Here is a 24,261-nt window from a genome sequence, read left to right on the forward strand (position 1 = left end):
GCGGCACGCTGTGGATCGGAAGGCTCGGCCCGAGGATCTCCCGGGCGGACCGGGCTCCGAAAGAGCACAAGGTCACCAGCCCGCCGGACCGCACAGTCCACTTCGGACATCGACGTGGCGGTGACGACGCGCGTCGAGGGACTCGGCCGAGTGGCCGAAGGTCCTCGCGGGCGAGGACGAACGGCCGCAGCGTCCGCCCGCCGGCGAGCCATACCTTCGAGCCGGATGCGTGATCCGCGCACCGGAACCCGGAGGAACCGAGTCATGGGCACAACCGGAAACCCGCCGGTCGTCGTCGCCGTCGACGGGTCGGAAACCGCTGCCGCGGCCGCGTTGTGGGCGGCCGGGGAAGCGGCCCGCCGGCACGCGCCGCTGCTCGTCTTCACCGCGTACGGCTACGAAGACGCCGCGTTCGGCGGGAAGATGTCCCCGCCGTCCGACTGGCTCGAGTTCAAGGAGACCGAAGCCGACGAGCTGCTGCGCACGACGCGGGCGACCCTCGAAGCCGCCGTCCCCGGGGTGGACGTGTCCACCGAGGCCAGTGACCGCGGGCCGGTCCCCGGCCTGCTGGAGGTCTCGGCGCGGGCGCGGATCCTGGTCACCGGGGAGCCCGTCGGCGCGATCGCGGGTCTGTTCAGCGGTTCGCCCGACGTCGACCTCGCCGCCCACGCGCACTGCCCGGTGGTGGTCGTGCGCGGGAACGAGTCCGCCGACGGCCCGGTGGTCGTCGGCGTCGACGGCAGCCCCCTGAGCGAGGCCGCGATCGCGTGGGCGTTCGAGGAAGCCTCGCTCCGCAACGCTCCGCTCGTCGCGTTGCACGCCTGGCACGACGGGGACGTCGCCTTCCCGGGCGAAGGTCTGCAGGACTCCGGCCGTCGGCTGCTGGCTCAGCGGCTCGCCGGCTGGCAGGAAAAGTATCCGGACGTCCAGCTCGAGCGCCGGGTCTCCCGCGACAAGCCCCGTTCCCGGTTGCTGTCGGCGAGCCGCGGCGCGCGGCTGGTCGTGGTCGGCAGCCGCGGCCGGGGTGGTTTCGCCGGGCTGGTGCTCGGCTCGACGAGCCAGGCCCTGCTGCACCACGCGGCCTGCCCGGTCATGGTCGTCCGCACCGAGGAGGAGAAGTGAGCATGAACGCCGGAACGGTGTCCGCGGTGATGACCGCCGACCCGATCACCGTTTCCCCGCAGACGCCGTTCAAGGACATCGCCGCGCTGCTGACCGGCAACGGGATCAGCGCGGTCGGCGTCGTCGACAAGACGGGCGCGCTGGTCGGCGTCGTTTCCGAGGCCGACCTGCTGCCGCACCTGTGGGAGGACCGCAAACCCCGGTGGCGTGACCGCCGGCTGGCCCGCAAGGCGACAGCGTGCGTCGCGAAGGACCTGATGACGAGCCCGGCCGTCACGGTCGACGCCGAGGCGACCCTCGCCACCGCCGCGGCGGAGTTCGCCCGCACCGGCGTCCGCCGGTTGTTCGTGCTGCGGGGCGGAAAGGTGGCGGGCGTGCTGTCCCGCCGCGACCTGGTCGCGGTCTTCACCCGCGGCGACGCCGACCTCGAGCGCGAGATCACCGACCGCGTGCTGCGTGACCGGCTCGACCTCGGGCCCGACCGGGTGCGCGTGCAGGTCCGGGCCGGGATCGTGACGGTCGTGGGGCGCGTGGAGCGGCGCAGCGACATCGACCCGGTGACGCGGCTGATCCACGAGCTGCCCGGGGTGGTGGAGGTCCGCAACCGCCTGGACTACGTCTGGAACGACGTCGGTTCCCGGAACTCACCCGCGCTGCCGAGCGCGAACTCGCGGCCAGGCCGCAGGAGGAATCGATGACCGCAACCGCCACCCGGCCGGTATTCGTCGGAGTGGACGCTTCGGCGGCGTCCCTCGACGCCGTCCGCTGGGCCGCGAAGGAGGCTCGACGGCGCGAAACGACGTTGCAGCTCCTGCACGCCTGCATCTTCGAAGAAGCCTCATCGCGAGCGGGCAACTCCGAACTGCTGCTCGAACACGCCCACCGCTCCCTCCGCCGTGCCGCGGAAATCGCCGGTGAGGAGGCGCCGGGCGTGCGGGTCGAGACCTCGGTCCGGCTCGGGCTCGCGGTCGACCTGCTGCTCGCCGAGTCCGGCGGCGCGGCGCTCGTCGTCCTCGGGTCGCACGGGCTCGGTGGCCTGCGCGGCGCGCTGATCGGTTCCGTCGCCCTGCGGGTTGCGGCCGGGGCGTCCTGCCCGGTCGTGGTCGTGCCCACGCACCGGCCCCACCGGACCGGCCCGATCGTCGTCGGCGTCGACCCGTCGGACTCGAGCGAGCACGCCCTGCGGTTCGCCCTCGAGGAAGCTGCCGCGGCGCGGGCGCCGGTGCACGTCGTGCACGCCTGGCACGACGGCCTGCTGGTGCCCGAGGCGGTGCTCGCGGACATCGGGGTCGCCGAGCAGCGCGAGCTGGAAGCCCACCTCGCGAGCTGGGCCCGCAAGTACCCGGCGCTGGACATCACGGCACGGGCCGTCCGGGACCGCATCGCCTCGCGCGCTCTGCTGGACGCCGCCCCCGACGCGCGGCTGATCGTCGTCGGCACCCGCGGCCGCGGCCCGGTCGCCGGCGGGCTCCTGGGGTCGACCGGGAACGCGCTGCTGACGCACGCGGCCTGCCCGGTGGCGGTGGTGCGGCCCAGCGACCGGGAGCCGTGACCACGCAAGAAGGGACGTAAGTCCCCGCGAGCGGTGACCGACGCCGGCGGCCGCCGGCGTCCGGCCTTCCTAGGTTGGGAGGTGACAGGAAAGGAACTTCCGATGCGCGCACGCGACCTGATGACTGCGCCGGTGACCACCGTGCGGCCGTGGACCTCGGCCAAGGAGGCGGCCGAGCTGCTGTCCGTGCACGGCTTCACCGCCCTGCCCGTGGTCGACGACGACGGCGGCCTGATCGGCATCGTCACCGAGGCCGACCTGATCCGCGGCCGGATCCCCGCCGACCCGCGCCATGCCCACCGGCGCCACGACGCCGCCGTCGCCGGCGAGACGGTCGGGGACGTGATGACCAGCCCCGCCACCGCGATGAGCTCCGGCACCGACATCGCCGACCTGTGCCAGGCACTGGTGGACGCCCGGATCCGGGCGATGCCGATCGTGGACGGCTCGGCCGTCGTCGGCATCGTCACCCGCGGCGACGTCGTCCGCACGCTCGCGCGGGAAGACACCGACATCGCCCGCGACGTCAAGCACCGCTTGGAGATCTACGGCGGCGGGGGCCGCTGGAAGATCGACGTCCGCGACGGCCACGTCCACATCACCGACCTGTACGACGACGACACCGACCGGCACGTCGCCCGGCTGCTGGCACTGGCCGTGCCCGGCGTCGTCGCCGCCGACACCGTTTACGCGGGTGAGGAGCAACAGCGATGAGCACCACCGAACCGAGGATCACCGTCGGCGTCGACGGCTCGGCGGGCAGCACGGCCGCCGTCGCCTGGGCGGCGAAGCTCGCTGCCTTGCGCCACCTCGAACTCCGGATCGTGCACGGCCTCCAGCTCACCGGCGTGTACTACGGGGGCGGCGTGCTCGGAGCCGGTGCGGAGGCGCTGTTCGACGCGATCCGCACCGACGGCGAGCGGGTCGTGGCCGACGCCCGCGCGCTGGCCGCGTCGATCGACAAGGACCTCGCCGTCACGACGGACCTCCCGAACGAGCCGCCGGTGCCGATGCTCATCGACGAGTCCCGGCGCGCCCGGCTGCTCGTGGTCGGCCGGACCGGCACGGACGGCTTCGCGGACATGCTGCTCGGCGGCACGGCGGCTTCGGTCGTCAGCCACGCGCACGGCCCGGTGGTGGTCGTCCGCGGCCGCCACGACTCGGCCGACGTCCCGGAGTCCGGCCCGGTCGTGGTCGGCGTCGACGGCAGCCCGAACAGCGAGCAGGCCATCGCCGTCGCGTTCGAGGAAGCCGCGCTGCGCGGAGCGCCGCTCATCGCGCTGCACGCGTGGAACGACGTCACGTATGAGGACGCCTTCGGCTCCGCCCGGATCCTCACCCAGCCGGAAAGCCTCGAAGAAGACGAAGAGCGGCTGCTCGGTCAGCGGCTCGCGGGCTGGCAGGAGAAGTACCCCGACGTGGCGATCCGGCGCGTGCTCGTGCGCGACCGGCCGCGGCACGCGCTGCTCGAGGTCTCCGCGGAGGCGCAGCTGGTCGTCGTGGGCAGCCGGGGCCGGGGCGGGTTCACCGGCATGCTGCTGGGCTCGACGAGCCAGGCGCTGGTGCAGCACGCCCGGTGTCCGGTGCTCGTGGTCCGCCCGGAGCCGAAGGCATGACCGCCGGCGTGCTGCGGCAGCGGATGACCGAGGCCCAGGGGCCGGAGATCCGCCACTGGGCCTGGGCAGGCTGAGGCCGCTCTAGCCACGCCGCCACAGCTGGACGGCGAAGCCGTTGCAGGTGTAGAGCGAGAGCCGGGCGCCGTTCACGGCCTTCCAGTCGTAGTTGTCCAGGCACATGTTGCCGGCGACGTTGCGCAGCGAGAACCAGCCGTTGCCCCGGTCGATGATCTGCCACTGCTGGGCCGTCGAACTGGTACAGGCGACCAGCCCGACGTCGGCGTTCAGCGCCGTGCTGCCGTTGATGTCGGTCAGGCACGTACCGGTGTTGCGGTTGCGGATCTCGTACCAGCCCTTGTAGCCGAACTCCCACTCCTGCGCGGCGTTGCCGTTGCAGCTGTACAGCCGGACGAGCGCGCCGGGCGTCGTGTCGAAGTCGTAGTTGTCGACGCAGCGGTCGCTGTACTGGCCCCGGATGCCGGGCGCGGTCATTCCGTTCGGCAGCGGCTGGCCGAAGAACGGGGTGCCGTTGTCGCCGAAGTAGAGCTGCTGGAAGCGGGTGTGCCGGTTCGGGTCGGTGAGCGCGTCCGGCGTCGGGTTGGCGTAGTCACGGGCGTGGTAGACCAGCACGTCCGTGCGGTTGTCCTCGGCCACCGTGAAGCTGCCGTGGCCCGGGCCGTAGACCCCGTTCGCCGTCTGGAACACCGGGTTCGGGCTCTTGCGCCAGGAGGCGGGGTCCAGCAGGTCCGCGGTGTCGTCGGCCGAGAGCAGGCCCAGCTTGTACCGGGAGTCGGTCGCCGAGGCCGAGTAGGCGATGAACACCTTGCCGTTCTTGACCAGCGGCGACGGCCCTTCCACCACGCCGGCGACGCCTTCCATCTCCCAGCCGTACGTCGGGCGCGCGATCTCGGTGACCGGGCCGGTGATGCCGGTGGGCCCGTTCATCCGGGCGATGTACATGTGGCTGTTGAAGTTGGTGTCCGGGCTGTCCTGGGCCCAGGTGAAGTAGCGCACCCCGCGGTTGACGAACGAGGCCGCGTCGAGCTGGAAGGACTCCCAGCCGGTGGTGAAGCGCTGGGGCGCGCTCCAGGCGCAGGTCATCGGATTGGCGCAGGTGTTGCGGATCCAGTAGAGCCGCTGGTCGAAACGCGCGGTGCCGGGCGAGGCCGAGAAGTACATGTACCAGGCGCCGTCGACGAACTGGATGTCCGGCGCCCAGATCCACCCGCTCAGCGGGCCGCTCGACGGCGCGGTGAACGCGTTGATCGTCGCGGCGCTGCCGAGGCCCTGCAGTGTCGTGGCGCGGCGCAGTTCGACCCGCTTGTAGTCGGGGACCGAGGCCGTCATGTAGTAGTAGCCGTCGGTGTGCTTGTAGATCGCGGTGTCGGCGCGCTGCTGGATGACCGGGTTGTTGATCGTGAGGAACTGTGCGCCGGCCGGCGGAGCCGACACGGTCAGCAGCAGCACGAGCACGCCGAACGCGACCGCCAGTCCCCGACGGACGCGGGTGAACGTTGCCATGGGTGGGCTCCTCGGGGGAAGGAGGGGACCGCGCCGGCGAGCCAGGGGTGGCGCACGGGCAGGTGCGATGTGAGCGCTAACAGAGTCGCTGGCGATTACGGGGATGTCAACAGCGGGTTTCGTGCGCTCTACGCCTCGCTCAAGGCGCGGCCGTCGGAGACCGCCACCACCGGAAGGGCCGCGAACTCCGCCGGCCGGTGTGTCACGACCAGCGCCGACCGGCTTTCGGTCGCCTTCAGCACGTCGGCCGCCAACGCTGTCGCCGTGGGGGCGTCCAGGTGTGCCGTCGGTTCGTCGAGCAGGAGGATCGGCCGGTCCGACAGCAGGGCCCTGGCCACGCCGATGCGCTGGCGCTCGCCGCCCGAGACCGGGGTTCCGTGGGCTCCCAGCGTCGTGTCGAGGCCGTGCGGCAGCCGGGCGAGCCACGGTCCCAGCTGGGCGCGCTCCAGTGCCGCCCGCAGGGCGGAGTCGTCGGCGGACGGCCTGGCCAGCCGGAGATTTTCGCGCACCGTGCTGTCGAACAGGTGGGTCTCCGGCCCGCACCAGGCGATCCGCTCCCGCACCGAGTCGCCATCGCACGTCAACGTGTCGGTGCCGGCCAGCAGGACACGGCCCGCCGAGGGGTCCAGGTAGCGCATCAGCGCCGCGATCACCGTGCTCTTGCCCGCACCCGAGCGGCCCGTCAACGCGAGCCGGCGCCCGTGGCCGATCCGGAGGTCCACGTCCTGGACCGCGTCGGCCGTGGCCTGCGGCCAGCGCACCGACAGGTGTTCGGTGGTCAGCTCCACGGCGGCCGGGGCAGGACCCGTGGCGACGGTGTGGGGCGCGGGAAGGACGTCCAGTTCGGCGAGACGACGTGCGGAGCCGGCGGCCCCGAGCAGCCGCTGCGCCGCCTCCGGCAGCCCGGCCACCAGCTCGGCCGTCGCCAGCGGCGTCAGCGCCAGCACCGCCAGCACGGGGCCGGGAACCGCCGCCAGGATGCCCAGGGCCAGGCACGCGACGGAGGTCAGCCCGACGCCCAGGGTCGCGATCCCGCCGCCCAGCCCGCGCCACCCGGCGGACCGGCGCTGGAGTGCCGTCACCGCGAAGTCGATCTCGCGCAGCCGCGCGTGGCGGCGCGCGGCCGCGTCGTGGGTGATCAGGTCGGCCGACGCCTGCAGTAGTTCCACCGTGCCCGCCGTGAGGTCCGCGCGCAGCCGCGCGGTCTCCCGCTGGGCCCGGTGGCCGGCCACCGCCGCGACGACCGGTGCCAGCACCCCCGCCGCGGCCAAGCCCAGGGCCGCCACGAGACCGGCGCCGGGCAGGATCACGCCGAGGGTGACCGTCGTCGCGGCGAGGACAAGGAACGTCGAAACACCCGGGACCAGGCCGCGGACCAGGACGTCCCGCTGGCTGTCCACATCGGACACGAGCCGGTGCAGCAGGTCGCCCCGGCGCAGACGGGCGGTGCCCGCCGGGCCGATCCGGACCAGCTGGGCCCACACCCGCACCCGGAGTTCCGCCAGGGCGCGGAGCGCGACGTCGTGGGACACCAGCCGCTCGAGGTAGCGGAAGATGCCTTTGGCCAGGCCGAAGGTGCGCACGGCGACGATCGCCACCATGAGGCTGAGCACCGGCGGGTGCAGGGCCGCGCTCGCGATCAGCCACGACGACGTCGCCGTGAGCGCGACGCCGCACCCCAGCGCGGCAGTCGCGGCCAGACAGGCCAGTGCCAGCCGCCACCGGTGGGGCCGGACCGCGTCGAGCAGCGGCCGCCACGTCGGGCCGGTCCGGTCCATCGTGGACGGCGCCGCCGCAACCGGCGAGGCGGCACGCACGGCCGGCCGGGAGGCCACGGACGGCGCAGCCGCGGAGACCGGCGCCGAGCCGCCGAGGGCGACGACCCGGTCGCACCGCGCCAGCACCGCGGGGTGGTGGCTGACGACGACGGCGGTCCGTCCGGCGAGCACCTTGGGCAGCCGCTCGAGGATGGCGGCCTCGGTCTCGGCGTCGACGCCCTCGGTGGGTTCGTCGAGCAGGATCAGCGGCCGGTCGAGCAGCACCGCGCGGGCGAGCGCGACGCGGCGGCGTTGCCCGGTCGACAGGCCGGCGCCCAGCTCACCGACCACAGTGGACAGCGGGACGTCGAGCGCCGCGGTGTCGGCGGCCGCGGCCACGGCGTCGTCGGTGGCGTCGGGGGAGCCGAGCCGGATGTTCTCCGCCACGGTTCCGGCGACGAGGTGCGGCTGTTGCGGCACCCAGGCGAGGTGCCGGTGCCAGGTGGCCCGCCCGACGTCGGCGAGGTCGGTGTGCCCGAGCAGGACCTGGCCGCGGTCGGGACGCCGCCAGCCGAGCAGGACGTCGAGCAGCGTGGACTTCCCGGCACCGCTCGGCCCGGTCACGCCGACGACCTCGCCGGCCGGGACGCGGAGGCAGAACCGGTCGAGGATCGGCCCGGACCGCCCTTCGACCGTGACGTCTTCGCACCGCAGTGCCACCTGAGCGAGGTCGGGAACCGGAGAAGTACCGGCGTCACCGGTGGGCGTGCCGGCGAGCGCGATGATCTCCTCTGCCGCGGCGAGTCCCTCGGCGCTGTCGTGGAACCGGGCGCCGACCGCCCGCAGCGGCAGGTAGACCTCCGGCGCGAGGATGAGCACGACGAGAGCGGTCTGCAGGTCGAGTTCCCCGGCCAGCAGGCGCAAGCCGATCGAGACGGCGACGACCGCGACCGACAGGGTGGCCAGGAGTTCGAGGGCGAGCGCGGAGAGGAAGGCGACGCGCAGGGTCCGCATGGTGTGCGTGCGGTACTTTTCGGTGATCTCCCGCAACGACCGGAGCTGGGCCCTCGCCCGGCCGAACGCCGTCAGCTCGGCGAGCCCGGCGACGAGATCGAGGAAGTGGTTCCCCAGCACCGAAAGCGTCTTCCACTGCCGCCGGACGTCGCGCTGGGTGTAGCGCCCGATGAGGATCATGAAGATCGGGATCAGCGGCACCGTGCACCCCACGATGACCGCGGCGACCCAGTCGGCGGCCAGGATCCGGGCGCCGACCACCAGGGGGACGACGGAGGCGATCAGCAGCTGCGGCAGGTAGCGGGCGAAGTAGCCCTCCAGGCGGTCGACGCCATGGGTGGCCAGGGCCGCGACCTCCGCGGGGGAGCGGTCCGCCCGCCGCGGCCCGATCCGCAGCGCGGCCGCGACGACCGTTTCCCGCAGCTGCGAGAGGGCCCGGGCGGCGGCGCGGTGGGCGGTCGTTTCCGACAGCCACGCGATACCGGCCCGGGCGAGCACGACGAGCAGGAGCAGGCCGAGCGGCAGCGCCAGGCTGTGGAGACCGAAGCCGTCGAGGAACGCCCAGGTGATCGTCTTCGCCAGCAGTTCCGCCTGGGCGAGCACCAGCATCGCGGTGAGCGCGCCCAAGCCGGCGCAGGCCAGGATGAACGGCCGGACGGCGCTCGCGTGGCGCAGCAGCCGCGGGTCGAGGGGCTTCACCGGCGAGCCACGGGCAGGCCGCCGCCGGCGGGGATCGAGGCGCGGCTGATGCGCTTGCGGAACACCCAGTACGTCCAGGCCTGGTAGGCGAGCACGATCGGGGTGAACGCGACCGCGACCCAGGTCATGATCTGCAGGGTGTACGGCGTCGAGGCCGCGTTCGTCGTCGTCAGGCCGAACGCCGGGTCGGTGGTCGAGGGCAGGACGTTCGGGTAGAGCGACCAGAACAGGGTGACGGTGACCGCGATGATCGCGCCGGCGGTGCTCGCGAAGGCGAACCCGTCCCGCTCGCCGGTGGCGAACAGCACGCCCGCGGCCAGCAGCAGCGCGGCGATCGCCGCGGTGAGCCACGCCCAGCCGCCGTGCTCGATCGCGGTGTAGGCGAGGAAGACCCCGCCGAACACGATCGCCACGCCGCCGAGCGCACGGCCCAGCGTCCGGGCCCGGTAGCGGAGCTCGCCGGTCGTCTTGAGCGTCAGGAAGATCGCGCCGTGGAAGGTGAAGAGGCTGAGCGTGGCGAGGCCGCCGAGCAGGGCGTAGGGGTTGAGCAGGGTGAAGAACGTGCCGGTGAAGTGGTGCTGCGCGTCCAGCGGGACGCCGTGGACGATGTTGCCGAAGGCGACCCCCCACAGCAGCGCGGGCCCGGCGGAGCCGAAGACGATGACCCAGTCCCAGGTGTTCCGCCAGCGCGGGCTGTCGAGCTTGCCGCGGAACTCGAACGCGACGCCGCGCAGGATCAGGGCGACGAGCACGAGCAGCAGCGCGAGGTAGAAGCCGGAGAACAGGCTGGAGTACCAGAGCGGGAAGGCGGCGAAGGTGGCGCCGCCGGCGACGAGCAGCCAAACCTCGTTGCCGTCCCAGACCGGGCCGATCGTGTTGATGAGCACGCGGCGGTCGGTGTCGTCGCGGCCGAGGACGCGCAGCAGCGTGCCGACGCCGAAGTCGAAGCCTTCGAGGACGAAGTAGCCGGTCCAGAGGACCGCGATGAGCAGGAACCAGATGTCGGTGAGGGCCATGACGGGTCTCCGGCGTCTCAGTAGGCGAAGGCCGCGGGCCGCGGCTCATCGGAATCGGTCTCGTCCGCGGGTGCCTCGGGAGGTGGGGGCCCGGCCTTGGCGTAGCGGACCATCAGGACGCCGTCGACGACCGCGAGCACGCCGTAGAGCAGGGTGAACACGATCAACGACGTCAGGACGTTGCCCGCGGAAACCGTCGGCGAGACCGAGTCGGCGGTCTTGAGCACGCCGAACACCGACCACGGCTGGCGGCCCATCTCGGTGAAGATCCAGCCGACGCTGTTGGCCAGGAACGGCAGCGCGATCCCGGCGGTCGCGACGGGGAAGAACCAGCGGGCGCGGGGCGTGCGGCCGCGGCGGAACAGCCAGAGCCCGGCCAGCGAGATCAGCAGGCAGAGGAAGCCGAAGCCGATCATCAGCCGGAACGTCCAGTAGGTGACCGGGATGTCCGGCCGGTACTCGCCGGGCCCGTACTGCCGCTGCTCGGCGGCTTGCAGGTCGTTGATGCCCTCGACCTGGCCGTCGAACTTCCCGGTGGCCATGAAGGAGAGCACGCCGGGGACGCGGATGCTGAACTTCTCCTGCGAGCCGTCGAGCGAGCCGATGGTGAACAGCGAGAACGACGCGGGCGCGACGGTGTCGTACAACGCTTCGGCGGCGGCCATCTTCATCGGCTGCTGCTCGGTCATCAGCCGGGCCTGCAGGTCGCCGGTGACGATGACGCCCAGGCTCGCGACCAGCACGGTGACCAGTGCGAGCTTCATGGACGGCCGGTAGACGTCCGCTGAGTTGCCTTTCCGCAGCTGCCAGGCGCTGATCCCGACGACGAACATGCCGGCGGTGAGGAAGCACGCGGTGATGGTGTGCGCGAACGCCCCGACGGCGGTCGAGTTGGTCAGCACCGCACCGAAGTCCTTGAGCTCCGCGCGGCCGGTGGCGGGGTTGACCGCGTAGCCGACCGGGTGCTGCATCCAGGAGTTGGCGGCGAGGATGAAGTACGCCGAGAGCACGGTGCCGATCGAGGCGAGCCAGATGGTGGCCAGGTGCAGTTTCTTCGGCAGCTTGTCCCAGCCGAAGATCCACAGCCCGAGGAACGTCGACTCGAGGAAGAAGGCGAGCAGGCCCTCGATGGCGAGCGGCGCGCCGAAGATGTCGCCGACGAAAGTGCTGTAGTCCGACCAGTTCATCCCGAACTGGAACTCCTGCACGATGCCGGTCGCCACGCCCATGGCGAAGTTGATGAGGAACAGCTTCCCCCAGAACTTCGTCATCCGGCGGTACTTGTCGTTCCCCGTGCGCACCCAGGCCGTCTGCATCCCGGCGACCAGGAAGGACAGCCCGATGGTCAGCGGGACGAAGAGGAAGTGGTAGACGGTGGTGATCCCGAACTGCCAGCGGGCGAGGTCCAGGGCGTTCATCGGTGTTCTCCTGCTCACGGACGACGGTGACCCCGGCAGCATCCGGTGCCGGGGCCCGCCGGCGAGAGGGTCCTTGGTCACTTCCCCGACGGTCTCGGGTCCCTGCCGTCCGGGGCCCTGTGGTCGTACGCTGATTTCCGTCGAACCGGATTGCGGGAGGTCGGATGCTTCGGGTGTTTCTCGTCGACGATCACGAGGTCGTGCGCCGGGGCGTGGCCGACCTGCTCGACGAGGACGAGAACCTCACGGTGATCGGGCAGGCCGGCAGCGTGTCGCAGGCGCTGGCCCGGATCCCGGCGCTGAACCCCGACGTGGCGGTGCTGGACGTCCGCCTGCCCGACGGCAACGGCATCGAACTGGCCCGGGAGCTGCGGTCGAAGCTGCCGGAGCTCAAGTGCCTGATGCTGACCTCGTTCACCGACGAGCAGGCGATGCTGGACGCGGTGCTGGCCGGCGCGAGCGGGTTCGTGATCAAGGACATCAAGGGCATGGACCTGGTCTCGGCGGTCCGGGACGTGGGCGCGGGCAAGTCCCTGCTCGACGCGCACGCGACGGCGGCGTTGATGGCGAAGCTGCGCGACAGCCAGGCGAAGAAAGGCCCCCTCTCCGACCTGTCGGACCAGGAGCGGAAGCTCCTCGAACTGATCGGGGAGGGGCTGACCAACCGGCAGATCTCCGAGCGGATGTTCCTGGCCGAGAAGACGGTGAAGAACTACGTCTCCCGCCTGCTGACCAAGCTGGGCCTGGAACGGCGGACGCAGGCCGCGGTGCTGGCCACCGAACTCCGCAACCGGAGCGAGTGAATTCCGGACACCCCGGCCGAGTACGGACTTCACCTGAACGGGGTCCAGCAGGCCGATCGAGGTGATGGGTAGGGTCGTGGTTTCCCCTCGCCGCCGCGGAGCGGCACACTCGATGCGGAGGTCGTGGTGAGTGGACCCGGGCCGGAGCCGGACGGTGGGCCGCGGCGGATGGCGGGCACGCTGTCCGGGTTGCGGCTGCGTGAGCTGCTGCGTGACCTGCAGGACCGGATCGAGCTGCTGATCGGCACCCGGGACAAGATGGACGGCCTGCTCGACGCGGTGCTGGCGGTCGCGTCGGGGTTGGAGCTGGACGCGACGCTGCGGCGGATCGTCGAGGCGGCGATGGAGCTGGGCGAGGCGAAGTACGGCGCGCTCGGGGTGCTGGCCGAGGACGGCTCGCTGGCGGAGTTCGTCTACGTCGGCATCGACGACCAGACCCGCCGGCTCATCGGTGACCTGCCGACCGGCCACGGCGTGCTGGGTGTGGTCATCGACGAGGCCAAGCCGCTGCGGATGGACGAGATCTCGGCGCATCCGGCGTCGGTCGGGTTTCCGGCGCACCACCCGCCGATGCACTCGTTCCTCGGGGTGCCGGTGCGGGTGCGTGACGAGGTGTTCGGGCGGCTGTATCTGACCGAGAAGAAGAACGGCGAGCAGTTCACCGATGACGACGAGGTCGTCGTGCAGGCGCTGGCCGCCGCGGCCGGTATCGCGATCGAGAACGCCCACCTCTACGAGCAGGCCCGAGTCCGCCAGCAGTGGCTGGCCGCCACGAGCGAAGTGACCACCGAGCTGCTGGGCGGCACCGACCCGGCCGAGGCGCTGACCACCATCGCCAGCCGCGCGCTGGAGCTGACCGGCTCCGACGTCACGATGCTGGCGTTGCCGAATTCCGGACGGCTGGACGTCGACGAGGACTGGGGCGATGACGTCGACGACCTGACCGTGACCGTCAGCGCCGGCACCCGGGCCGCGGAGCTGTCGGGCACGCACATCGACCTCGAGGGCAGCGTGCCGGGCGCGGTGTTCAAGGACCGCACCCCCCGCAGCGTCGCCGAGCTCCAGCTGGGCGGACACCGCTTCGGACCGGCGATGGTGGTGCCGCTGCGGGCGGGGGACCGCACGACGGGTGTGCTCATCGCGATCCGGGAATCCGGGGCCGGCTCCTTCGAGTCGACCCAGCTGCCGGTGGTGGCCTCCTTCGCCGACCAGGCGGCGCTGGCGCTGCAGCTGGCCGCGCAACAGCGAGCCGCGCGGGAGCTGGACGTGTTGGGCGATCGCGACCGGATCGCGCGTGATCTGCATGATCACGTGATCCAGCGGTTGTTCGCGGTGGGGTTGTCGATGCAGAGCACGCAGCGGCGGACGAAGTCGCCGGAGTTGCAGAAGCGGCTCGGGGACAGCATCGAGCAGCTGCACGAGATCGTCCAGGAGATCCGCACGGCGATTTTCGACCTGCACGGCGGCGCGGCGGGGGAGACGGGGATCAGGCTGCGGCACCGGCTGCACGACGCGATCGCCGAGCTGACCGACGACGCACCGCTGCAGCCGACGGTGAGCATGTCCGGCTCGATCGACACGGTGCCCACCCAGCTGGCCGAACACGTCGAAGCCGTGGTCCGCGAAGCGGTCAGCAACGCGGTCCGGCACGCCGACGCCGCGACGCTGTCCGTGTCGATCGCGATGAAGGACGACCTGATCCGCGTCGTGGTGATCGACGACGGCAAGGGCTTGCCCGAGGACGTCTCGCCGAGCGGGCTCGGCAACCTCGAGGACCGCGCGGAAGCCGTGGGCGGGCAGTTCGCCGTCGACGCCGTCCCGGCGGGTGGCCTGAAGCTGGAGTGGTCGGCCCCGGTCGGCTGATCCTCCGGGGCCGGATCGGTGACGAAGGTCCTCGGTGTTCGGGTAGTCCGGCCGCGTCGTGGCAGCCGGTGCCCGAGGTCTCCTTGTGGTGCCGAGCGAGACCGAAGGAGCGACCCGTGCGTGTGCTGACTCTGAACCCAGGTTCGTCGAGCATGAAGGTGTCGCTGTTCCATCGCTCCGGCCTGGCCGGGATGAGCGGTACCAACGGCGACCTGCGCCGCGTCCTGGCCGCCGCGGCCCGCGGCGAGCAGAACGCCGAAGTCGCCCTGGACGTCTACCGGCACCGGTTGTGCCGGGAGATCGGCGCGGCCGCGATGAGCCTGTCGCGGCTGGACGCGGTGGTGTTCACCGGTGGCGTCGCCGAGCACCAGCCCGGGCTGATCACCTCGGTCATCGACGGGCTGGGGGTGCTCGGCCTGCGCGCCGGGCAGGTCCCGCACACCGAAACCGATCGGGTCGTCACCGCACCGGACTCGCCGGTGCTCGCCCGAGTGTCCGTGAGGTGACGCCGTGCACGTCCTGTTGACCGAATCGTCCTTCGGCGACTCCGACTTCCTGCTGCAGCCCCTGCGTGATGCGGGCTGCCTGGTCAGCCGGTGCCACAGCCGCGCCGGGCTCTGCCGCGCGCTGGCGGTCGGGGGCCGCTGCCCGCTCGACGAGCCGTTCGCCCAGCCCGACCTCGTCGTCGACGTCCGCGGGCAGGGCGCCGAGCTGACCGCCCGCGAGTACGGCGTCGTCTGCGCGGTCCGCGACCACGTGCCGGTCGCGCTGGTCTCCCCGGATCCGGACGTCCGGGCGGAGATCCCGGCGGGGCTGGAGAACCGCGTCACCGTGATCGACGTCGACGGCCTGCTGGCGACCTGCCGGGCCGCGTCGTCACGCTGACCGAGCCGTCCAGCCGCCGCGGGCGAGCCGGAAGTTACCAGCCTCAGGTCGCGGATGGCCGGCGCGTCGCGTGGTCACCGCATCACGGTGAGGGTTGCGGGACCGACGCGCAGGATTCCGTCATCGAGCGGGGTGCAGCGGACACCGCCGCGTCCGCGGAGCGCGCGGAACGCGCCGGGCGCCAGCACCACGTCCATCCAGGCGCAGGGGTGGGCCGGGCGGTAGGCCTGGAACCGGACTTCGCCCGCCCCGGAGTCGAGGCCGAAGACGGCTCCGGTCCCGCCTCGCGGCGCGGCCAGCTCGTCGACGGGAAACCCGCGCACGACGATGTTGCGTCGCGGCAGGTGCGGGTCCGGCACGGCGTCGAGGCCGAGGTCGCGGGCGAGAACGTCGAGTGAGTCGGCGGCGAAGAGGGTGACGGCGGCCTGGCGGTGGGCCGGCCGGTTGAAGTACCGGTCACCGACGAGCCCGAGCCCGGCACGCACGGTCACCTCATCGTGCTCGACGGGTACGGGGTCGGGCCTCGGGCCGTCGGTGGGACGGCCTTCGAAGGCGTGTGCGGGGGAGACCAGGAGCGCGACGATCTCCACCGGGGTCGAGATCGTTTCAGGCATGGGCTCTCCTCGATCCGGGCCGTCGGTGTCGCTGGTGAACAGGATGCGGTAGTCGCCGTAGCCCGCGTCTTCCAGGTCATCGAGGTGGATGAACCGCCCGAACCCTCCATCACCTCGCATCAGGGACGAATCCAAAGCCGGCTCACAGGTCTCGCACATGGCTCGCCCACCCTCGCCCGGCAGAGTCATTGCCATGAGCGATGCTGATCCGACCTACGAAGGCCGTCCGCTACCCCGACCGCGTGACGAGGTCGTGGACCAAGGCCTCGGCTTCGACGTCGCAACCCTGTTCACCCGCCGCCGGGCGCTGCGGCTGTTCGGCGTCGGTGCGGCCGGTGCCGTCCTCACCGCCTGTGGCACCGTGTCCGGCGGTTCGACCACCACCTCGGCGACGACCACGGCATCGGCCGCACCGGGCGAAATCCCGGACGAGACCGCGGGACCGTATCCGGGTGACGGTTCCAACGGGCCGGACGTGCTCGAACAGAGCGGCGTGGTCCGCAGTGACATCCGATCGAGTTTCGGCACCGGCAGCGTCACCGCCGAAGGCGTGCCCATGACCCTCGAACTGGTCGTCGCCGACCTGGCCAACGGCGGCTCGCCGTTCGCCGGAGCTGCCGTCTACGTCTGGCACTGCAACCGCGCCGGCCAGTACTCCCTCTACTCCGACGGGGTCGAGAACGAGAACTACCTGCGTGGCGTCCAGATCGCCGACGCCGCCGGCAAAGTCCGCTTCAGCAGCATCTTCCCCGCCTGCTACGACGGCCGCTGGCCGCACATCCACTTCGAGGTCTACCCCGGGCAGGCGGATATCACGGACTCCACCAAGGCGATCGCGACCTCGCAGGTCGCCCTGCCGCGGAACGTCTGCGAAACGGTCTACGCCCAGCCCGGCTACGAGCAGTCCGTGTCCAACCTCGAAAAGGTGGACCTCAGCAGCGACAACGTCTTCGGCGACGACAGCGGCGCCCTGCAGCTGGCCACCGTCACCGGCGACGTCACAGGCGGCTTCACAGTGACACTCAACGTCGGCGTGAACCGCGGGAATGCCCGCGGCCCGAGCCGAACCGCGACTACTTCTTGAAAACGTCCTTGATCTTGCCGGTGACGTCGCCGACCGCGTCCTTGACGTTCTCGACGGCGTCCTTGAGGCCGGCCTTGGCCTGGTCGCTTTGCCCCTCGGCCTGCAGCCGCTCGTTTCCGGTGAGATCGCCGGCGGCTTCCTTGGCCTTGCCGCCGAGGTCCTCGGCCTTGTTGCTGATCTTGTCGCTCATCGACATGAGGCTTCCCTTCCCTGGTGGGCGCCCGGTGGCGCGCCGTCCGGTCCTGAAGACAGCACCTCCCCGCAGAACCTCACGACCCTGAACGGGTGATGGTGATCACCGCGCCAAACCGGCTTTGCAGCGGAGGCCTGCCCGCGCGAGACCGGGGTCACACGATCGGGTCGTGACGATCTCCCGAACGCCGGGTCCTGGAGGTGTGGAGGGCAACGGACTTCCGCCCCGAGAAACCGAATCCGACCCGAGGAGAACCGTCATGACGAACACGGCCGCCACCAAGACTCCCTCGACCGAGCTCGAGGCCGCCGGCACCGGCGCTCTGGCGTCCACGCAGGGTTCCACCACCATCGCCGACACCGTCGTCGCCAAGGTCGCCGGGCTGGCGACGCGCGAAGTTTCCGGCGTCCACGCCCTCGGTGGCGGCGCGGCGCGGGCGTTCAGCGCGATCCGCGAGCGCATCCCGGGCGCGTCGGCCTCGGTCGCCCAGGGCGTGTCGGTCGAGGTCGGCGAGCGTCAGGCCGCCGTCGACCTGCAGATCCTCGTCGAGTACGGCGTCTACATCGCCGATCTGGCCCGCTCGGTCCGCAAGAACGTGATCACCGCGGTCGAGCAGATCACCGGCCTGCAGGTCGTCGAGGTCAACATCAACGTCTCCGACGTCCACCTCCCCGGCGACGACGAAGGCGACGACACCCAGGCCGCGACCGGCCGGGTCCGGTGACCGCAGGCGTCGAAGTCGACGCCTGCGACCGGTTCCCTCCCCAGCCGGGCCGATCGGCAACCTGCAAGGAGAAACCCATGTCCAACACCCATCTCGGCCTCCTCACCGGCCTCGCGCTCGGCCTCGCCGCCGCGTTCGGCGGCGTCGGCGCCTTCCTCGTCGTGCTCGTCCTCGGCGCGCTCGGCCTGCTCGCCGGCCGGGTCCTCGACGGCAAGCTCGACCTCTCGCAGCTCACCGGCCGCGACCGGGGCTGACCATGACCACCACCCTGCAGCACCCCGCCGCCGCGGACCTCGACGAGCGAGGCACCCTCACCGTCTCCGAACGCACCGTCGAACGGATCGCCGCCCAGGTCGTGACGGAGGTCGAGGGCACCGGCGGCGCGGCCGGCCGCGTGCTCGGCATCGCCGTCGGCGGCGAAGACCTCGACCGCAGCGCGAAAGTCACCGCGACAGTGCACGGCGACACCACCGCGCTCGACGTCCGGCTTTCCATCGGCTACCCACGATCGGTCAGCCGCACCACCGAAGCCGCCCGCCGACAGCTGACGCGGCGGGTCGCCGAGTTCACCGGCCTCACCGTGGCGCGGGTCGACATCACCGTCACCGCCCTGCACACGACCACCAGCGCACCCAGGAGGGTCCAGTGAAACGCCGCCCCCGCCGCTCCACCCCGGCCACGGTCACCGCCCTCGTCCTGCTGGCCGGCTGCGCGTTCGTCGCCGTGGTCGCGATCCAGCTGATCCTGAACCAGAGCCCATGGGTCAGCTACCAGGCCATCGCCGGCGCTCTGCACGACGCGCGCTGGAACGACCCGGCCCCCGCGCTCGCGGGCGGCGGGGTGGCGCTGCTCGGGATCACGCTCCTGCTGACCGCGATCCTGCCCGGCAAGCTCACCGTCCTGCCGCTGCACGGCGAGCTGGATTCCGGCGCGTCCCGGCGCAGCTACCGTTCCACCCTCCGCACCGCGGCATCCACTGTGGACGGTGTGGTCGGCACGAAGCTGCTTCTGGGGCGCCGCAAGGTCACCGCGAGGGTGACGACCAGGCGCACCAGCACCGACGGGCTCGCCGACGCCGTGCGCGCCGCGATCGAGCACCGGCTCGCCCAGATCGACCCCGTCATCCACCCGGCCGTCACGATCAAGGTCCACGCCGCCAGGAGCGCGTCATGACCAGCCTCAACCGCCCGGCCCGCCTCAACCGCGCCCTGCTCGCCCTGGTCGGGCTGGTCCTGCTCGCCGCCGGCGGCTTCGCCGTCGCCACCCACTTCGGCGCAGTCCGCGTCCTCGCCCCGGACTCGCCGCTGGTTCCCGGCACGGCGACTCCGCCGACCTGGACGCTGTATGTCACCGCCGCCGTCGCGGTCGTGCTGGGACTGCTTCTGCTGCGGTGGCTGCTCGCGCAGCTGGCACGCAAACCCAAGAGCCACACCTGGCGGTTCGAGTCCGACCCGCACACCGGCCGCACCGAACTGGCCGCGAGCACCGCGATCCAGCCGTTCACCGCCGAAGTGGCGACCTACCCCGGCGTCCACGCCGCACACGCCACCCTGGCCGGCACCCGCGAGAACCCGGCCGTCGCCCTGGTCCTCAGCGCCGAGCAGGACGGCGACGTCGCCGCCATCCGCGACCGGATCGAGACGGAGGCCCTCCCACGCCTCCGCACGGCCCTCGACCTCGATGCCCTGCCCTCGACCGTCGAGTTCCGGTTCTCCACGAGTGTGGCGCCGATGGCATGTCCGAGATGACCAGGCGCGTGCGCCCGTCGGGCAACTCGGTTCGGTTCGAGCGCCGCGACGTCCCAGGCGTCCACCGGGTCACGGCGGCGTGTCCAGTACTTCACGCTGTCGCCGAGGTCGAGGTTGCCGTCTGGGATCACGCCGGCACCGGGATACGGTCCGGCGACCTCCGCATCGGTCGCACCCCAGCGCATCAGCACCGACGCGGCGAACGCGACGAGTTCGACGCTCAGCAGGAGTATTTCGAGAGGTCTCACGATGTCCCTCGGTCACGAGCTGTCGGCCTCGGTGGTTCAACGCGACGGGGAATGGTGAACGCGGGGTCCGCTGCCGCAGCGCGGGGCCCGGGCCATCACGTCCGGATCTTCGGCGGGTCCCGTCACCAGGAAGCCGGAGGGCGGGCAGGCGATCCCGGATGCCGCGGAGCCGGCGCCGGTACAGCGTCGGCGTCGTCACCAGCACGTTGCCTTCCCCCAGGGGGCGGCGTCGGCGGACCGGTTCGGGGTATCCGGGGCGGACCTGGTTCCGGGTGGAACCGCCGGGCCCCGGCCGGTGGGCGACTCTGCGTGCGCCGCGCGTGCTGCGTTGGTGGGACGCCCCGTGGAACCGGGGTGCGGCGTCGCAAAAGCAGCTGACGGGCCTCGCAGCCGGTCGGCGCTCAGTTTTCCGACGTGTCCACGACGTCGAGGCGGTAGCCGGGCACCAGCCTGGCCTGACCGGGGTCGAACTCGATCCAGGCCGAGCCGGGCCGGAGATCGGGGGCGTGGTCGACCACCACCCCGCTCAGCCCGTCAAACCGGTCGCCGTGCGCGCGGACCTTCAGCCCGGTGGGGAAGCCGCCTGTTCGGGCCGGTCCCGGGGCGTCGCTGTCACGGGGGAATGTCATGTCAGCCGTCCTGTCCGAGGAACGTGTCCGGTCTTTTCTGCCGGTTCTTCGAGGGTGTCACCCGGCGAGCGGGTGCTCCCAGGGTCGAAGGCCAAGCGCCGGTGGGCCGATCCTCCCCGTTTCCGCGGCGTCTGTGCCCTTCGGGCGGCGGACCTTGAGCTCGTCGGCGAGCCGCGAACGGGACAACGGTGGACGGTCCGGCCGCCGGAGACGGTGGTGGCGGGCGGGTGGCGGGGAGGGGGCGACCCGGGCCGTCACCACCGTTCCGTGCGAGGGAGCCCGCTGCCGGGGAGGGGGGCCACGGGCGGCTCCCTCACCATTGACGGTCCTCGCCGCCGCCGGCTCGTTGTAGGGGGTGAAGTCCCTATCGGGGAAGCACAAAGTCAGTTCCGGAGTCCCGCCGCTAGATCAGCACCCGCTCGCGGTCGCGGGCGATCGAAACCGGGATTCCCGGCCGCTCGGCCCGCAGGCGCGACGCCAGCTCTTCGGCGCTCTCGGGCTCGCCGTGCACCAGGTGGATCGCCCCCGGCGGTTCGCCGGCGCAGGCCCAGCGGACCAGTTCGCCGGCGTCGGCGTGGGCGCTGAAGGCGTCGATCTGTGCCACCTCGGCGCGGACCGGGACGTACCGGCCGTGGATCTTGATCTCCCGCGTCCCGTTGGCGAGGCTGCGGGCGCGGGTGCCGGCCGCGGCGTAGCCGACGATGAGCACGGTGTGACGGTCGTCGGGCAGCATGTGCTCGAGGTGGTGCAGGACCCGGCCGCCAGTGGCCATGCCGGACGCCGAGAGGATGATCGAGGGCATGATCGGGTCGTTGACCCGCATGGATTCTTCGGTGGTGCGCAGCTCGACGAGGTGGCCGGGGTCGAGCGGGTCTCCGTCGCCGAGGTCGGTGCGGATCTCCGGCCACCGCTGGTTCATGGCGGTGCGGTAGACGCGGAGCGCGGCGAGCGCCATCGGGCTGTCGACGAAGACGGGCAGCTCCGGGATCGCGCGCCGGTCGGTGAGCTTCTTGAGCGCCGCCAGCACGACTTCGGTGCGGTCGACCGCGAACGCCGGAATCAGGACGCTGCCGCCGCGCGCGGCGGTCCGGCGGATCACTTCGGCGAACGTCGCGAGCGCGGATGCGTCGTCGTGGACCCGCCCGCCGTAGGTGGATTCCAGCACGAGGGCGTCGCAGGCGGGCCGTGGCTGGGGCGGCCGGAGGACGCCGTGGGCAGGCCGGCCGAGGTCGCCGCTGAAGACGATGCCGCGGCCGTCGGCGACACGCAGGTGCGCCCACGCGGAGCCGAGGATGTGCCCGGCGCGGCCGAACTCCAGCCGCACACCCGGCGCCACGGCGGTGACGTCCCCGAACCCGATCGGCTTCAGCAGCCGGATCGCCTTCGCGGCGTCGTTCTCGTCGTACAGCGGCAACGCGGGGCGGTGCTTCGACCAGCCGTAGGTGTTCGCGTGCGCGGCCTCGGCCGTCATGAGGTGGGCGCTGTCCCGGAGCACGATCGGGACCAGCCCGGCCGAGCCGTGGGTGACGTAAACCGGGCCGTGCCAGCCGGCGCGGACCAGGACCGGCAGGTAGCCGCAGTGGTCCAGGTGGGCGTGGGTGATGACGACGGCGTCGAGGTCCGCGAGCTCGTGGGGCATCGGGGCCCAGTTGCGGCGGCGGAGCTTCGCCAGGCCCTGGAACAGCCCGCAGTCGACGAGCACCCGGGAGCCGCCGGCCTCGACGAGGTACTTGCTGCCGGTGACGGTCCCGGCGCCACCGAAGAAGGTGAGGGCAGGCTGCGGCATCGAGGTCCTCCGGTGGGCTCAGTGGTCGTGTGCGGCGGCCAGGCTGGCGCGGCAGGCGCGGACCAGCTGACGGGTGGCCCGCGTGGCGGGCGTGTCGCCGCAGGATGGGGCGAATCCGCGGGAGGAGCGCCGGCTGTCCATGGTGTGCCTCACTTTCGGCAGGCTCCAGACTCCGCCGGACGGAGCCGGGCGACGAGGGCCCGACCGCCCCGGATTCGCGGGACCGGAGGCCCCGGTTTCGAGGGGCGAAGGCCCGGGAGGTGAGGACTTTCGGCCGTCAGGAGGCGGTGCGCACCGGGTACGTGTGCAGCAGTGCCTGGCCGGGGAAGCCGCCTCGGCCCGGTCGCCGAGCACGACGAGCCGGGGGCCGGTACTGGGCTCGATCAGCTCGCGGTGTGGATGACCGCTTGCGGGTCCAGGTGCGGTTCGGCTTCCGGGCGGGGTGGATCGCCGGTCGACGCGGGCACACGACCAAAGCGGCGTGCCGGGCTTTCACCTCGGCAACCGCTCAGCTGGTTCGCAGGGTGATCGTCGCCAGGGAGTACTCGCGGACGACCGCCTCGAGCTCGGCAGGGTCCGGGTTCCGGTGGGCCGGCAGGGCCAGGCCGAAGCGACGCTGCGCGTCCGTGCGGCCGAGTTGCACGATCGCCTTGCTCAGCCGGCTGGCCACTGTGGACGGTTTTTCCTCCAGCTGGGCGTGCATCTGCCGGGTGAACCCCTGGCGGGTGACCGTCACTTCGGTGGTGTCCCGCAGGTTGGCTCGCCACCGGTGCTGGGTGACGATCAGCAGGGCGTCGCCGAGGTCGGCGTAACCGACCGGGATGTCGTAGTGCCGCCCGGTGCGCCGGCCCGTGAGGTGCAGGATCAGGACGCTCGCGTCGAGCAGGCGGTGCAGGCGCGAGCCTGCGATCGCTCGCACCAGGGGGTTCACGGCGGTGATCAGCCGTTGTGGTGGGATCCGCCGGGTGATGGTGTCGCTCATCGCCGTTCTCCTCGGGTTCGCCGGGTGTCAGTCGTGGTAGCGGCCGGACGGCGTCGGTTCGGTTGCTCCGCGTTCGGCCGCGTGGCCGCTGCCTCAAGGCCGGGTCGTTCCGGTCCCGGCCGGCTCCCGTGCCAGCAGGGCGAGGACCTCGGTGTCGTCGATCCGGTCGAAGTCGGTGTACCAGTCGCCGACGGGGCTCCTGCGTCGCAGCGGGACCGGGCAGAGGGTCTGGGCGACGTCGGTGGCGAGCGAACGCAGGACATCGAGGGGCGCGACCGGCACGGCGAGGACGATCCGGCCGGCCCCTCTGGCCCGCAGCACCCGGATCGCCGCACGCGCGGTGGCGCCGGTCGCGATGCCTTCGTCCACCAGGACGACGGTCCGCCCGGCGACCTGCAGCGGCGGGCCGTCCGGGTGGTAGCGAGCGGTTCGCCGGGCGAGTTCGGCCTTCGCCGAGCGGGCGACCCGGCCGAACTCGGCCGGCTTGACCTTGAGCGCCCGGATGGTGGCCGGGTTGCTCACGACGACGTCCGGCTCGCCGATCGCGCCGATGACGAGGTGCGGGCGGCGAGGTGAGATGAGCTTGTGCACCAGCAGCGCATCCAGCGGGGCGTGCAGCGCGTCGGCGACTTCGCGGGCGACGGCAACGCCGCCGTGGGGAAGGCCGAGGACGACCGGTTCGTGCCCGCGGAGGTAGTGCAACCGCGCCGCCAGGGCCTGGCCGGCTTCCCGCCGGTTCCGGAACCGCATCCTTCGCCTCCCGCCATCGGCCGTCCCACCACCTTGCCCGGTCGGCGACCGGGCCGAGCAGGGCTGGAAGTCGCGGCCTTGGGTGGCACAAAGTCCTTCACGCGCTTCCGGAGTCGTCAGCGGCTCCGCCGGCACCCCGGAAACCGCCCCGTCGTTGTCGCGCGCCGAACGTGGTGGCCGGTGCGGCGCGGTGGCGAACCGCGGTGGTGGTCGGGACGGGACGGGGACTTTCGGCTC

Annotated in this window: 25 protein-coding genes; 15 read left to right on the forward strand and 10 right to left on the reverse strand. The window is 72.2% G+C overall.

Annotation, left to right across the window (positions count from 1 at the left end; all coding sequences use genetic code 11):
• Positions 1 to 264: 264 nt before the first annotated feature.
• The 5 genes from BLW76_RS21925 to BLW76_RS21945 all read left to right on the forward strand — a co-directional run bounded on the left by BLW76_RS21925 (position 265) and on the right by BLW76_RS21945 (position 4,290).
• Entirely contained in the window at positions 265 to 1,122 is an 858-nt protein-coding gene (locus tag BLW76_RS21925) for a universal stress protein (protein ID WP_091310335.1), read from the forward strand.
• Between the two features lie 2 nt (positions 1,123 to 1,124).
• Positions 1,125 to 1,820 carry a CBS domain-containing protein gene (locus BLW76_RS21930; protein ID WP_091310338.1) on the forward strand — a complete coding sequence of 232 codons (696 nt, stop codon included), beginning with the start codon at positions 1,125 to 1,127 and terminating at the stop codon, positions 1,818 to 1,820.
• A complete protein-coding gene (locus tag BLW76_RS21935) occupies positions 1,817 to 2,674 on the forward strand; it encodes a universal stress protein (protein ID WP_091310339.1) in 858 nt (285 codons plus the stop codon). Before BLW76_RS21930 ends, BLW76_RS21935 begins: the two co-directional genes overlap by 4 nt.
• A gap of 102 nt (positions 2,675 to 2,776) precedes the next feature.
• Complete coding sequence (locus BLW76_RS21940) at positions 2,777 to 3,388, forward strand: CBS domain-containing protein (RefSeq protein WP_091310342.1); 612 nt, start codon at positions 2,777 to 2,779, stop codon at positions 3,386 to 3,388.
• Positions 3,385 to 4,290 carry a universal stress protein gene (locus BLW76_RS21945; protein WP_091310344.1) on the forward strand — a complete coding sequence of 302 codons (906 nt, stop codon included), beginning with the start codon at positions 3,385 to 3,387 and terminating at the stop codon, positions 4,288 to 4,290. The genes BLW76_RS21940 and BLW76_RS21945 overlap by 4 nt, the downstream gene beginning before the upstream one ends.
• 81 nt (positions 4,291 to 4,371) lie before the next feature.
• Here BLW76_RS21945 and BLW76_RS21950 read toward each other — a convergent pair whose 3' ends face one another.
• The 4 genes from BLW76_RS21950 to BLW76_RS21965 all read right to left on the reverse strand — a co-directional run bounded on the left by BLW76_RS21950 (position 4,372) and on the right by BLW76_RS21965 (position 11,715).
• Positions 4,372 to 5,811, reverse strand: coding sequence for a family 43 glycosylhydrolase (locus BLW76_RS21950; RefSeq protein ID WP_091310347.1), 1,440 nt, complete (start codon positions 5,809 to 5,811; stop codon positions 4,372 to 4,374).
• Positions 5,812 to 5,939: 128 nt separating this feature from the next.
• Positions 5,940 to 9,281, reverse strand: a complete 3,342-nt coding sequence (cydD, locus tag BLW76_RS21955) for a thiol reductant ABC exporter subunit CydD (protein WP_091310349.1) — start codon at positions 9,279 to 9,281, stop codon at positions 5,940 to 5,942.
• On the reverse strand, positions 9,278 to 10,297 hold the full coding sequence (gene cydB, locus BLW76_RS21960) for a cytochrome d ubiquinol oxidase subunit II (RefSeq protein WP_091310351.1): 1,020 nt from the start codon (positions 10,295 to 10,297) through the stop codon (positions 9,278 to 9,280). Before cydB ends, cydD begins: the two co-directional genes overlap by 4 nt.
• A 17-nt stretch (positions 10,298 to 10,314) precedes the next feature.
• Positions 10,315 to 11,715 carry a cytochrome ubiquinol oxidase subunit I gene (locus BLW76_RS21965; RefSeq protein WP_091310353.1) on the reverse strand — a complete coding sequence of 467 codons (1,401 nt, stop codon included), beginning with the start codon at positions 11,713 to 11,715 and terminating at the stop codon, positions 10,315 to 10,317.
• A 164-nt stretch (positions 11,716 to 11,879) separates the two neighbouring features.
• Here BLW76_RS21965 and BLW76_RS21970 point away from each other — a divergent pair, with 164 nt between their 5' ends.
• The 4 genes from BLW76_RS21970 (at position 11,880) to BLW76_RS21985 (ending at position 15,266) form a co-directional block, all read left to right on the forward strand.
• Positions 11,880 to 12,518 carry a response regulator gene (locus tag BLW76_RS21970; protein ID WP_091310356.1) on the forward strand — a complete coding sequence of 213 codons (639 nt, stop codon included), beginning with the start codon at positions 11,880 to 11,882 and terminating at the stop codon, positions 12,516 to 12,518.
• A gap of 168 nt (positions 12,519 to 12,686) precedes the next feature.
• A complete protein-coding gene (locus BLW76_RS21975) occupies positions 12,687 to 14,381 on the forward strand; it encodes a sensor histidine kinase (RefSeq protein WP_091310359.1) in 1,695 nt (564 codons plus the stop codon).
• Positions 14,382 to 14,497: 116 nt separating this feature from the next.
• Positions 14,498 to 14,887, forward strand: a complete 390-nt coding sequence (locus BLW76_RS21980; RefSeq protein WP_425266012.1) for a hypothetical protein — start codon at positions 14,498 to 14,500, stop codon at positions 14,885 to 14,887.
• 4 nt (positions 14,888 to 14,891) lie between these two features.
• Positions 14,892 to 15,266: a hypothetical protein gene (locus BLW76_RS21985; protein ID WP_091310363.1), complete on the forward strand. Its 375-nt coding sequence runs from the start codon at positions 14,892 to 14,894 to the stop codon at positions 15,264 to 15,266.
• A gap of 74 nt (positions 15,267 to 15,340) precedes the next feature.
• Here the strand turns inward: BLW76_RS21985 and BLW76_RS21990 are convergent, their stop codons facing one another.
• A complete protein-coding gene (locus BLW76_RS21990) occupies positions 15,341 to 16,000 on the reverse strand; it encodes an MOSC domain-containing protein (protein ID WP_244170264.1) in 660 nt (219 codons plus the stop codon).
• 73 nt (positions 16,001 to 16,073) lie between these two features.
• Between BLW76_RS21990 and BLW76_RS21995 the strand changes: the two genes are divergently transcribed.
• Positions 16,074 to 16,964 (forward strand): intradiol ring-cleavage dioxygenase, encoded by an 891-nt coding sequence (locus BLW76_RS21995; RefSeq protein ID WP_091310366.1) that lies wholly within the window; start codon positions 16,074 to 16,076, stop codon positions 16,962 to 16,964.
• Here the strand turns inward: BLW76_RS21995 and BLW76_RS22000 are convergent.
• Positions 16,954 to 17,160 (reverse strand): CsbD family protein, encoded by a 207-nt coding sequence (locus tag BLW76_RS22000; protein WP_091310369.1) that lies wholly within the window; start codon positions 17,158 to 17,160, stop codon positions 16,954 to 16,956. The genes BLW76_RS21995 and BLW76_RS22000 overlap by 11 nt on opposite strands.
• A 256-nt stretch (positions 17,161 to 17,416) precedes the next feature.
• Here BLW76_RS22000 and BLW76_RS22005 point away from each other — a divergent pair, with 256 nt between their 5' ends.
• The 5 genes from BLW76_RS22005 to BLW76_RS22025 all read left to right on the forward strand — a co-directional run bounded on the left by BLW76_RS22005 (position 17,417) and on the right by BLW76_RS22025 (position 19,629).
• Positions 17,417 to 17,881, forward strand: a complete 465-nt coding sequence (locus tag BLW76_RS22005; protein ID WP_091310373.1) for an Asp23/Gls24 family envelope stress response protein — start codon at positions 17,417 to 17,419, stop codon at positions 17,879 to 17,881.
• A gap of 77 nt (positions 17,882 to 17,958) precedes the next feature.
• Positions 17,959 to 18,135 (forward strand): hypothetical protein, encoded by a 177-nt coding sequence (locus BLW76_RS48655; protein ID WP_091310378.1) that lies wholly within the window; start codon positions 17,959 to 17,961, stop codon positions 18,133 to 18,135.
• A gap of 2 nt (positions 18,136 to 18,137) precedes the next feature.
• The gene (locus BLW76_RS22015) at positions 18,138 to 18,530 is read left to right on the forward strand and encodes an Asp23/Gls24 family envelope stress response protein (RefSeq protein ID WP_091310381.1); all 393 of its coding nucleotides are present in this window, start codon (positions 18,138 to 18,140) and stop codon (positions 18,528 to 18,530) included.
• Entirely contained in the window at positions 18,527 to 19,054 is a 528-nt protein-coding gene (locus BLW76_RS22020) for a DUF6286 domain-containing protein (RefSeq protein ID WP_091310384.1), read from the forward strand. Before BLW76_RS22015 ends, BLW76_RS22020 begins: the two co-directional genes overlap by 4 nt.
• Complete coding sequence (locus tag BLW76_RS22025) at positions 19,051 to 19,629, forward strand: alkaline shock response membrane anchor protein AmaP (RefSeq protein WP_091310387.1); 579 nt, start codon at positions 19,051 to 19,053, stop codon at positions 19,627 to 19,629. The genes BLW76_RS22020 and BLW76_RS22025 overlap by 4 nt, the downstream gene beginning before the upstream one ends.
• 649 nt (positions 19,630 to 20,278) lie before the next feature.
• Here the strand turns inward: BLW76_RS22025 and BLW76_RS22035 are convergent.
• From BLW76_RS22035 to BLW76_RS22050, 4 genes are all read right to left on the reverse strand, one after another.
• Positions 20,279 to 20,506: a hypothetical protein gene (locus BLW76_RS22035; RefSeq protein ID WP_091310394.1), complete on the reverse strand. Its 228-nt coding sequence runs from the start codon at positions 20,504 to 20,506 to the stop codon at positions 20,279 to 20,281.
• A gap of 403 nt (positions 20,507 to 20,909) precedes the next feature.
• Positions 20,910 to 22,292, reverse strand: coding sequence for an MBL fold metallo-hydrolase RNA specificity domain-containing protein (locus BLW76_RS22040; RefSeq protein ID WP_091310397.1), 1,383 nt, complete (start codon positions 22,290 to 22,292; stop codon positions 20,910 to 20,912).
• A 508-nt stretch (positions 22,293 to 22,800) separates the two neighbouring features.
• Entirely contained in the window at positions 22,801 to 23,274 is a 474-nt protein-coding gene (locus tag BLW76_RS22045; RefSeq protein WP_091310400.1) for a nitroreductase/quinone reductase family protein, read from the reverse strand.
• 93 nt (positions 23,275 to 23,367) lie between these two features.
• Positions 23,368 to 24,024 (reverse strand): phosphoribosyltransferase, encoded by a 657-nt coding sequence (locus tag BLW76_RS22050; protein WP_091310403.1) that lies wholly within the window; start codon positions 24,022 to 24,024, stop codon positions 23,368 to 23,370.
• Between the last annotated feature and the right edge of the window lie 237 nt (positions 24,025 to 24,261).

Source organism: Amycolatopsis tolypomycina, assembly GCF_900105945.1.
GTDB classification, from domain to species: Bacteria; Actinomycetota; Actinomycetes; order Mycobacteriales; family Pseudonocardiaceae; genus Amycolatopsis; species Amycolatopsis tolypomycina.